The organism is Cytobacillus oceanisediminis (assembly GCF_007830235.1).
In the GTDB taxonomy this organism is placed as follows: Bacteria; Bacillota; Bacilli; order Bacillales; family Cytobacillaceae; genus Cytobacillus; species Cytobacillus oceanisediminis.
Genome location: NZ_VLKI01000036.1, coordinates 17,738 through 27,198, shown reverse-complemented (window position 1 = coordinate 27,198; position 9,461 = coordinate 17,738). Strand labels below are relative to the sequence as shown.

The window sequence follows — 9,461 nt, the reverse complement described above, 5'->3', positions numbered from 1 at the left end:
CCCTCATGTGAGGGAAAGAATTATCCGGTATTAGCTCCGGTTTCCCGAAGTTATCCCAGTCTTACAGGCAGGTTGCCCACGTGTTACTCACCCGTCCGCCGCTGACTTCCGGGAGCAAGCTCCCAGAAGTCCGCTCGACTTGCATGTATTAGGCACGCCGCCAGCGTTCGTCCTGAGCCAGGATCAAACTCTCCATATAAGAGTTGATTAAGCTCATAAGTTGTCTTTTCAAAAAAGACTAAAGAATTAACGTTGACGTTTTTGTTCGTTCAGTTTTCAAAGATCAATTTCTCTTTGCTATATTTTGCCTTATCGCTCAGAAGCGACTTTATTAATATAACATATCATTCGTTTTAAAGTCAACAACTTTTTTAAAGAAAATTAAGTTGTTTAACTTGTCTCGCTGAGGACAAGAATTAATATACCATGCTTAAGAAATGTTTGCAATATAATTTTTAAAAAAGTTTATTTCTCTATTATTAAGGTATATAAACTATAACGTACACTCTTCTCTCTATATAATGTTATTCATCGGAAGCTCCACGTCTGGAGTGCTTACCTTCCTTTTGCTGTATGTCTGCAATTACTCTTCGATTTTTTAACTGCTCTTTTGTGCCGTTCAACTTCATTATATATCTAAAACACATTCTAATAGTTCTTTCGTCCATATACCCACATACTTATCCACTTTTAATTCCTTTTAATATAAGTTGTCAACAAAGTTATACACAAGACGTGGATAACTTTATGCACTTTTTCCACACTAATTTTATCCCTATACCTATTGTTGTTAGTTGAGTAATAAAGAAATAGTAATAGTTTTAGTTTAAACTTCATAAAATCTATTAACTCTACTATAAAACGGAAGGTGTGAATCATGCTGGAAACCGCAGCACTATATATATCAGTAATCATGGCAGTATTTCTGTTTGCTTATGCGTATGCAGAAGGAATTAAAATAGCGAATTCCGATGAAGAGGTCTATGGGGGCACCTTCATACTTTCAGTTACAGCAGCATTTATTTTCTCCGGACTAACGTATGTATTTATATAAAAAATCTCCCATTTTGCGGGAGATTTTTTTATAAGGAAATTTAATGAATACTTTTTTCTAAACTATTAATAAGTCCTTTTATATCTCGCCACCCAAAAGCAATTTCCACACATTTTGCGCCCCAAAATCCCTTTATAGGTTTCCTGCCAGCTTTTCACATGTACTTCTGCAATGGCTCTTGCATCCTCCAATACCACTCTGCGAATAACCACCATTGTTGCTCCTTTTACCCGGAAATCGTTGTCTTATTTTTCAATTCCTTCATGCGGAGCCTTCTCTCATCTAATAAGAAAAGAGAGATTCCTCCAATTACAATGGCTCCTCCAAGGACTTGGGTCCAGACAACCGACTCCTGCAGGAGATAATAAGCTAAGACAGCGGCACCCACTGGTTCAAATAAAATGGCCATGGAGATGGTTGAGGTGCTAAGCCATTTTAACGACCAATTAAACAATGTGTGTCCAAGCAATGTTGGAATTAGCGCAAGCAAAATAAAATATACCCAGTCACTAGTTCCATATGGCAATAAAGGCTCCTGGACTATTAGTACATATAACAACAATGTAACAGTGCTGATGCTGTATACAACAAAGGTATAAGTTATAAGTGAAAGCCTTTTTCTAACAGTCTGGCCAAACATTAAGTAAGCCGTTACCAAAGCACAGGCAATGAGTGCCAAAATATCCCCAAATAAAGCGGAGCCGCTGATTTTAAAATCACCCCAGCTTATAATGACACTCCCGCCTATAGCCAATAGTCCGCTCAAAATTGCTTTCCAGGTAAACTTTTCTTTAAAAAAGAAATACGTTCCCGCAAAAGCAAATAAGGGCTGAAGGGTGACCAGCACCGTTGAACTTGCTACGGATGTGTAATTTAGCGATTCAAACCAAATAATAAAGTGGAATGCCAAAAACACACCGGCAGCGATTGAGTAGATCCAATCCCGCCTTGTAATAAGACGAAGTTCCGGAACATATTTTATGAGAAATACAGGCAACATGAAAAGGACAGAAAAAAAAAGCCGGTAAAAGGCAATAACGCCTGATGGAGCACTGGATACTTTTACAAGAATCGCTGATGTGGAGACGGAAATGACGCCGATTGCAAGGGCGACATAAGGATTTATTTTTGTATCTGACATTTTCATTACTCCTTGTTTCTGTTTCCTAAAGTTTAGGGTATATACTATTTTACAACGTAACTTTAGATTATTACTATGCTTTTATAATTTTCTATTCTTAAGGATTTAAAAGAATTCATATTAGATATATAATACTTTAAAAAAAGCGGGAGATAGCATGAGCAGTTTAGAGATAGAAATTTTAATGAAATTGGGAATTTCAGCTGTTTTAGGACTAGTAATTGGCCTTGAACGGGAATTAAAAAGAAAGCCTGTTGGTTTAAAAACCAGTTTGGTTATTTCAATTGTCAGTTGTCTGCTGACGATTGTATCCATTGAATCAGCTTACATGTTCCCTGGAAATGATGACATCAACATTACGATGGATCCACTCCGTTTAGCAGCCCAAATCGTCTCTGGGATTGGCTTCCTGGGGGCTGGCGTTATTCTACGCAGAGGAAATGACAGCATTTCAGGACTGACAACTGCTGCTTTAATCTGGGGAGCGGCCGGTATCGGGATCGCAGTTGGTGCAGGGTTCTATATTGAAGCAATGGCTGGGGTAGCGCTATTAATCATTTCTGTTGAAGTAGTTCCATTAATAATGGGCTTTATCGGGCCTCGACAATTAAGAGAAAAAGAAATTACCCTTCAGCTGAAAGTAAAGGATAAAGAAAATATTGCAGACATCATCCCAGCAATTAAAGAACTCGACATCTCCATTAAACACATCCGCATAAAAGATCTGGAAGAAGAACATCAGCATCTTGTCCAGCTCATTGTAGCGGTCGACTACAAAAGAAGAACTACAGATGTATACTACAGCGTATCGAATATCAAAGGTGTTCAATGTATGGAAATTGAAAGTCTGCAATAAAACAGAGATTTTTTTAAAATCCCCCTTGCAAGAAGAACCCGTTGTGGTTATAATTTTTCTTGTACCAACCACCCGGGGGATTAGCTCAGCTGGGAGAGCGCAACGCTGGCAGCGTTGAGGTCAGGGGTTCGAGCCCCCTATTCTCCATACTGATATTTCACCTTAAAGCCTTGATAATCAAGGCTTTTTTTTCATTTCCTCCCAAAATATCCGAGTAATTTCTAATCATTAAACATCGTTCTGGTCATAATTTGGTCATACCTGAGTATAGTATATATATTTCCAGAAACTTCTTCCTGCATTGTTGGAAGAACGTGCGAATAGAAATCAAGTGTAACTTTGATGTTACTGTGCCCTAGCCTCTCTGAAATCAGGTTAACATTTACTTCCTTACTCTTCCCCCCCCTCTTTTTCTTTTGTTTCCGCTTTCCATTTTCATCCTTACCCAAGTAGAAAAGTTCATACAACTTTTGCCTTGTTTTATTACCGATCCTTTCACAGCGAACCGCTCCCTTTCTTTTGCATAAACACCTCCGATTTAATTTCACACTTTGAAGAGCTTTAACGAAAAGGAGCTGCTTTCCAAACAAGGGAATATGTTAGTCCGCTAAGCTATTTATTTGAAGCAGAGCAATTAATGCCTGCCAAAAAAGAGATAGAAAACCAGCTTAATTGAATTATAAAATTTAAAGGTATTTTTGGTTGGGCTGCCGCTATAGTGGACTTTTCTTAGCCTAAAGTAACATGGTTGTAAAAAAAAGGTTATACATAAAAAGCTTTTAGACTCAAAATGAGGGTATGAGAACAGTAAGAGGGAAAACATTCAAAATGGAGGGATAAAGCTATGAAAAAACCAACAACGCCCATCATCTTGGGATCTCTGCTTTCAGCCGCCGGAGTAGCACTTACTGTAACAGCTTATAAAAAAAGACATAAAGAATCCGGTAAGGCCATTAATGATACGGATATGTGGGAAAATAAAAAGGCAGTAGCAATTGCGAAAGTATTGGAAGGAAATTGGCAAGCACGCATTGCCCTTGCATGGAAATTGATTAAGGAAAAGCGCACCAATGAAGTAAACAAACTTATCTGCCTTAAAACATTGAAAGCAAAAGAGCAAAAACAGCAGGAACAAACCCGTGCTAAAAATATGAAGAACAGTGATAAGGTCCTTGGCGATACTTATATGAGGAACAGTAAGAATGTTGACCAAATTGAAAGTGTTGATGCTAATAAAGATCCAGAAGAAAAAGGCCTTACTCAGTATGATTCCGCTTTAAGAACAGAATGGGCAGCAAATGGTTTTCTGCAGACCCATATAGACATGGACTAAATGGAAGTAAAAGAAAAGTAGTTAGGGAAGAAAATGAATACTGTTTTTAATATAGGCAGTGCCTCTCAAACTATTTCTAAAGCTATATATTCAGAGTTGATGATATAGCTAATATTCAACTAAATTTCAAGCCGAAAATAACCTTATCAAAGCCAGGTAACCTTTTCTTTAAAGCTTTCTCAGTTGCCGGTCTCCTTTTTTGTTCCTAACTCCAGTCATAAGCAACCACTGCTATGGAAAAATTTGCATTAGCTCTAACCTCTTGATTATGGACCCATAATTCTCCTCCGCTTCAGGCGTTCGCTTTCCGTAGACAGTCAGGGAGCCTCCTCAGAGTGAGCGCCTGCGGCGGGGTCTCTGGGCAGCATAGAACTTCTTCTGAATTACCCACAGCTTGATAACCAGCCTTTATATTGCCTTCAATCGCTTTCCTTTTTCAATAAAGAATTCTGTAAATTTTTTTTGCTTTAAATTTATTTGGACCATTGTTATTACGCTATTCTCCATAAAAGAAGAAAAAGCTGCAAGGCCTGAATAGGCTTTGCAGCTTTTTTTTGGCTACTTATTCGAGCTTTAAGATGAAGTTATGAACTCAATAGCTTTTTCAAGTTGGTATGGCCTAATCAACAAGTCAATATCAGAGGTTCCCCTTGTTCCTATATAGCCGAAATATTTCTGGGCAAAGGTAACTCCTTTTAAAGGACTGACCTCCCCTTCTATCTGAACCATCATGCATACCGTTTCTCCCCATTCTCCCTTATAACCACTTCATAATGTCCTATTAAATCATTAAAGATTTTATCCCACTTCTGAGTCAGCGCATAATCCCTGCCTTCAAACCCCATTTGTGACCTTACTTTATGGTTAATCAGAAGGTTTGTGATTGCATCAGAGAATCCCTGTACGTTACCCGGTTCGCATAAGCGGCCTGTTACTCCTTCTCGAATAATACTTTTAACGCCACCTGAGTTTGCGCCAATAACTGGTGTGCCGCTTGCAAGGGATTCGAGGACGACGTTTCCAAAGGTCTCTGTAGGAGATGGAAAGACAAATAAATCTGATGCTGAGTATACCTCAGCGAGCTGCTGGCCTTTTAGATACCCTGTAAAAGTCATATTTTCTGGAGCATTAGCCTGTATTTGTTCACGGAGCGGCCCGTCCCCAACGATTAGCCAGTGAATATTTTCACCAATATGGGGCGGGAGTGATTTTGCTGCATCTAGGAGGATATCTACATTTTTTTCGGGTGCCAGCCTGCCTGCATAAGTAAGCAGGTATTTTTTGCGGATGGAATATTGCTGGCGGACGGATAGCTTATCATAGTAAGGATGAAATAGCTGGCAGTCGACACCTCTTGGCCAGATTTCCAGGTTTGTGAAGCTGTGCTGCTTTAATTGCTCTAATGTTTCGATGGAGGGAACAAAGGTTTTTCTAAATGCACCGTGGAACCATTCCATGTATTTCCAGAGTAGGCTTGATAGAAATTTAAGGTCATAGAATTCCAGATAATAGTCAAAATCAGTATGAAAGGATCCCACTAAGGGGATATTTAACTTTTTTGCACAGTAAACACCGATTAGCCCCAGATTAAAAGGAGTGGCAACATGAATTAAATCGGGGTTGAACGTTTCAAGTTCGGCCTTGATTTGAAAATAATTCGGAAAAGCTACCCTGCATTCAGGATATAAAAAAAAAGAAGCACTTTTAAAACGGTGAATATGGGTTGAAACATACTCTTCTGCTTGGTTTGCAGGTGCAAATATTTTTACTGCTATGTTTTGTTCACTTAAATAGTCTATAAATCTTTTTAGCGTTCTGGCGACTCCATTGATGTCGGGATAAAAGGTATCAGTGAAGAGGGCAATTTTCATATGATCCTCCTTGCCATTTTGTCCTTTCGGTACTTTTTAAAGAATGAACGAATAACTTAGAAGGCCAGTTGCGGTGCCAAGAATTCCTCCTGCTAGTACATCTGTAGGATAGTGCAATCCCAAGTAAACTCTTGATAGCCCAACAAGAATCGCCAAAGGAATTAGACTGAAAGAAAGTGCTGGTATGAGTAATACAAAAGGAACGATAACAGAAAAGACTGCTGTAGTATGCCCTGAAGGAAAAGAGTGGTCCTGCAAAGGGTTCACTGGAAAATGAATATTTTCTAATCTAATATAAGGTCTTTGACGCGGATACTTCTTTTTAATAAAGTGGACAGGGAGATGGCTAAAGGATAGGGCAAGCGCACTTGAAAGAGCTGTCAGTCGCAGTTTATCAGATGAAAATAACATGAGCGCAAGCACCGCAGCAATTGTGAATCTGGCGCCACCGATATGTGTAATATTCCGGAAGAAGATGTTTAACCATTTCTTATCAAAATGCCGGTTAACCCTTTTAAATAATCTGCAATCTGCCTCATAGAAAACAAGCAGGAATTTCATTATGTCCCAACCCCTCTTACATTCGGAAGATTTTGCATTAACTTTTAACTTTATAGGGCTTAATAGAGGGCCTTCCAATTGAAATATAGGTGATCGGATGGCTGCTCAAGTCTTGAAGAGAGTAGCAATTTCTTCCGTCAATGATGATTGGAGATTTCATCTTCTCTGCATATATTTCTAAAGGAAAATGCTTGATTTGATCCCATTCTGTTGCAATAATGGCTGCATCTGTATTCTCAATCGCTAATTGGATATCCATTGTATATTCAATTGTATCCCCTAAAACCTTTCTGGCATTTGCAATTGCAGCAGGATCATAGGCGATAACCATTGCTCCCTCGTCCTTTAGTGCCTTTGCAATGGTTAAAGAGGCTGCTTCCCGGACATCATCTGTATCCGGCTTGAACGCCAGACCGAGAAGAGCCACTCTTTTGTCTTTTAAGGATCCCAATATCTCTTTAGCTTTAAGGACAGCTAAAGCCTGCTGGCGATAGTTTACCTTTATAACTGATTCAAGAAGCTCGAACTTGTGCTTAACATTACCTGCGATTTGAACAAGCGCTTTTGTATCTTTTGGGAAGCAGGATCCGCCATAGCCAATTCCCGTTTGAAGAAAATGAGGTCCTATCCGCTTATCTTTCCCTATGCCATATGCTACTTCTTCAATGTTCGCACCGACTTTTTCACAAATAGCTGCTATTTCATTTATAAAACTGATTTTTGTTGCCAGGAAAGCATTAGAGGCATACTTAATCATTTCAGCACTTCTCGTATCTGTTTTCATTATTGGAATTTTTAAAGGAAGATACATTTTTTCCATTATGGATGCCGCTTCCCGAGATTCGGTCCCTATTACAATTCGGTCACCATTGAAAAAATCAATGATGCCAGTGCCTTCACGCAGAAATTCAGGGTTAGAAACGACAATTGCCTGAAGAGGAGGAGGTTTTACGCTTTGTATAATTTCTTTGATTTTCTCATTTGTCCCGACAGGAACTGTACTTTTTGTACAAACGATAACATCATTTTCAATGCTAACTCCAATTGTATACGCTGCTGCATGTATGTAATCAAGGTTTGCTGTTCCATCTTCGTTCTCTGGTGTTCCCACTGCTATGAAGATTATTTCAGCATTTTTATACGCAGTTCTAGGATTTGTTGTAAAATCCAAACGGCCGTTGGACATATTATGTTTCAGCATTGGTTCGAGCCCTGGCTCAAAAATTGGTGATCGCCCCGTTTTCAGCAGCTGAATCTTCTCTTCCCTGACATCAGTACAAACCACATGATGGCCCATTTCAGCTAAACAAATCCCAGTAATTAAACCCACATAACCTGTTCCCGCAACAGCAATCCTCATGCAACCCCTCCTGAATATTCTTTACTACCATTTTATTTGAAGAAACTTAAGGTTTTCTTGAGAGCATGTTAAACTATTGTAAAAAATATGTAAGCCGGTTAAAGAATTAGCTATCCCTTCTCAATCAATTCCCTTTCCAATACAAGTAATAGATAATCTAACAGTTGATTTCTTAATTCTTCTCTTTGTAGTGCAAATTCGATATTTGTTTGAATAAAGCCCATTTTTTCCCCTACATCATACCGAACGCCATCAAATTCGTATGCCAAAACCTCTTCATATTGATTTAGGCCAGCGATTGCATCAGTCAACTGAACTTCCCCGCCTATTCCCGGCTCCTGATCACCTAAGATATCAAATACGGCTGGATTTAAAATATATCTTCCCATGATAGCCAGGCCGGAAGGTGCTTCCTCACGCTTTGGCTTCTCTACTAGACCTTTTACATTATAAAGACCTTCACTGATCATTTTGACATCCACTATTCCATATCTACTGACCTTATCTGCAGGTACATTCTGAACTCCTATGATAGAGGCATTTCGCCTGGAGTATTGTTCCATTAACTGTTTAAGACAAGGCTTTTCAGCATTCACAATGTCATCTCCCAGCAGCACAGCAAAAGGTTCGTTTCCTATAAACTTTCGAGCACACCAGATGGCATGACCTAATCCTCGTGGTTCTTTCTGGCGAATATAATGAATGTCTGTAAGCTTAGAAGTCTTTTGCACTTTACTTAATAAATCCATTTTTCCTTTTCCCAACAGGTTCTGTTCAAGCTCAAAGGAATGATCAAAATGATCTTCGATTGCTCTTTTTCCTTTTCCGGTTACGATAATAATATCTTCAATTCCAGAGTCAATTGCCTCCTCAATAATGTATTGAATCGCTGGTTTATCAACAATCGGAAGCATTTCCTTGGGCATTGCCTTAGTTGCAGGCAGAAACCGTGTGCCTAGACCTGCTGCAGGTATGATAGCCTTTTTTACTTCTCTCATAAATTTGCACCTCTTTCCGGTAATAGAATTGAACTTAAGACACATAATGCTAGAAACCCGCTGTTCTTGAATTTTATCAATAAAATATGTACCTTTTATTTAATTTTTATTAAGAAAAAGTCAAATTCCATTTTTCACATAAAAAGCCCAGCCCGCAAAGCGAGCTGGACTCCTTTCACTCCCCTATCCCTTCATCCTTCCCCGCTAGCCAAAAGGCCGCAGCAATAGATCCAATGATCACAATAAAAGGTGCATAGAACATAACAAACTCTGCCATTTTAATCCCT

At 39.0% G+C, this 9,461-nt stretch carries 11 protein-coding genes, 1 tRNA gene and 1 rRNA gene; 4 read left to right on the top strand and 9 right to left on the bottom strand.

Features of this window, described 5'->3' with window-relative positions; genetic code table 11:
• A 16S ribosomal RNA gene (locus IQ19_RS26930) occupies positions 1 to 199 on the bottom strand; the annotation flags it as partial.
• Positions 200 to 877: 678 nt separating this feature from the next.
• Here IQ19_RS26930 and IQ19_RS26925 point away from each other — a divergent pair.
• Entirely contained in the window at positions 878 to 1,054 is a 177-nt protein-coding gene (locus tag IQ19_RS26925) for a hypothetical protein (RefSeq protein ID WP_199749568.1), read from the top strand.
• A gap of 65 nt (positions 1,055 to 1,119) precedes the next feature.
• Here the strand turns inward: IQ19_RS26925 and IQ19_RS28260 are convergent, their stop codons facing one another.
• On the bottom strand, positions 1,120 to 1,269 hold the full coding sequence (locus tag IQ19_RS28260; RefSeq protein ID WP_206752428.1) for a hypothetical protein: 150 nt from the start codon (positions 1,267 to 1,269) through the stop codon (positions 1,120 to 1,122).
• An 11-nt stretch (positions 1,270 to 1,280) separates the two neighbouring features.
• On the bottom strand, positions 1,281 to 2,195 hold the full coding sequence (locus IQ19_RS26920) for a DMT family transporter (RefSeq protein WP_144546776.1): 915 nt from the start codon (positions 2,193 to 2,195) through the stop codon (positions 1,281 to 1,283).
• 157 nt (positions 2,196 to 2,352) lie between these two features.
• Here IQ19_RS26920 and IQ19_RS26915 point away from each other — a divergent pair, with 157 nt between their 5' ends.
• The 3 genes from IQ19_RS26915 (at position 2,353) to IQ19_RS26900 (ending at position 4,384) form a co-directional block, all read left to right on the top strand.
• Positions 2,353 to 3,051, top strand: a complete 699-nt coding sequence (locus IQ19_RS26915) for an MgtC/SapB family protein (protein ID WP_144546774.1) — start codon at positions 2,353 to 2,355, stop codon at positions 3,049 to 3,051.
• Between the two features lie 74 nt (positions 3,052 to 3,125).
• Positions 3,126 to 3,198: transfer RNA gene (locus IQ19_RS26910), tRNA-Ala, on the top strand.
• Positions 3,199 to 3,895: 697 nt separating this feature from the next.
• Positions 3,896 to 4,384: a hypothetical protein gene (locus IQ19_RS26900; RefSeq protein WP_144546770.1), complete on the top strand. Its 489-nt coding sequence runs from the start codon at positions 3,896 to 3,898 to the stop codon at positions 4,382 to 4,384.
• Between the two features lie 573 nt (positions 4,385 to 4,957).
• Here IQ19_RS26900 and IQ19_RS26895 read toward each other — a convergent pair.
• The 6 genes from IQ19_RS26895 to cydS all read right to left on the bottom strand — a co-directional run bounded on the left by IQ19_RS26895 (position 4,958) and on the right by cydS (position 9,451).
• The gene (locus IQ19_RS26895) at positions 4,958 to 5,116 is read right to left on the bottom strand and encodes a nucleotidyltransferase family protein (protein ID WP_144546768.1); all 159 of its coding nucleotides are present in this window, start codon (positions 5,114 to 5,116) and stop codon (positions 4,958 to 4,960) included.
• A complete protein-coding gene (locus IQ19_RS26890) occupies positions 5,113 to 6,255 on the bottom strand; it encodes a glycosyltransferase family 4 protein (protein ID WP_144546766.1) in 1,143 nt (380 codons plus the stop codon). Before IQ19_RS26890 ends, IQ19_RS26895 begins: the two co-directional genes overlap by 4 nt.
• A gap of 36 nt (positions 6,256 to 6,291) precedes the next feature.
• On the bottom strand, positions 6,292 to 6,816 hold the full coding sequence (locus IQ19_RS26885; RefSeq protein ID WP_144546764.1) for a phosphatase PAP2 family protein: 525 nt from the start codon (positions 6,814 to 6,816) through the stop codon (positions 6,292 to 6,294).
• A 37-nt stretch (positions 6,817 to 6,853) separates the two neighbouring features.
• Entirely contained in the window at positions 6,854 to 8,176 is a 1,323-nt protein-coding gene (locus IQ19_RS26880) for a UDP-glucose dehydrogenase family protein (RefSeq protein ID WP_144546762.1), read from the bottom strand.
• Between the two features lie 110 nt (positions 8,177 to 8,286).
• Positions 8,287 to 9,174, bottom strand: coding sequence for a UTP--glucose-1-phosphate uridylyltransferase GalU (gene galU / locus IQ19_RS26875; protein WP_144546760.1), 888 nt, complete (start codon positions 9,172 to 9,174; stop codon positions 8,287 to 8,289).
• A 175-nt stretch (positions 9,175 to 9,349) separates the two neighbouring features.
• Positions 9,350 to 9,451: a cytochrome bd oxidase small subunit CydS family protein gene (gene cydS, locus IQ19_RS29390; protein ID WP_375137358.1), complete on the bottom strand. Its 102-nt coding sequence runs from the start codon at positions 9,449 to 9,451 to the stop codon at positions 9,350 to 9,352.
• Between the last annotated feature and the right edge of the window lie 10 nt (positions 9,452 to 9,461).

What these genes read in the sequence shown, in the direction of transcription:
- IQ19_RS26920 (WP_144546776.1), bottom strand. Translation starts at nt 2,195, where the DNA reads ATGTCAGATACAAAAATAAATCCTTATGTCGCCCTTGCAATCGGCGTC.
- IQ19_RS26925 (WP_199749568.1), top strand. Translation starts at nt 878, where the DNA reads ATGCTGGAAACCGCAGCACTATATATATCAGTAATCATGGCAGTATTT.
- IQ19_RS26895 (WP_144546768.1), bottom strand. Translation starts at nt 5,116, where the DNA reads ATGATGGTTCAGATAGAAGGGGAGGTCAGTCCTTTAAAAGGAGTTACC.
- IQ19_RS26915 (WP_144546774.1), top strand. Translation starts at nt 2,353, where the DNA reads ATGAGCAGTTTAGAGATAGAAATTTTAATGAAATTGGGAATTTCAGCT.
- IQ19_RS26885 (WP_144546764.1), bottom strand. Translation starts at nt 6,816, where the DNA reads ATGAAATTCCTGCTTGTTTTCTATGAGGCAGATTGCAGATTATTTAAA.
- cydS (WP_375137358.1), bottom strand. Translation starts at nt 9,451, where the DNA reads ATGGCAGAGTTTGTTATGTTCTATGCACCTTTTATTGTGATCATTGGA.
- IQ19_RS26890 (WP_144546766.1), bottom strand. Translation starts at nt 6,255, where the DNA reads ATGAAAATTGCCCTCTTCACTGATACCTTTTATCCCGACATCAATGGA.
- IQ19_RS26900 (WP_144546770.1), top strand. Translation starts at nt 3,896, where the DNA reads ATGAAAAAACCAACAACGCCCATCATCTTGGGATCTCTGCTTTCAGCC.
- IQ19_RS28260 (WP_206752428.1), bottom strand. Translation starts at nt 1,269, where the DNA reads ATGGTGGTTATTCGCAGAGTGGTATTGGAGGATGCAAGAGCCATTGCA.
- galU (WP_144546760.1), bottom strand. Translation starts at nt 9,174, where the DNA reads ATGAGAGAAGTAAAAAAGGCTATCATACCTGCAGCAGGTCTAGGCACA.
- IQ19_RS26880 (WP_144546762.1), bottom strand. Translation starts at nt 8,176, where the DNA reads ATGAGGATTGCTGTTGCGGGAACAGGTTATGTGGGTTTAATTACTGGG.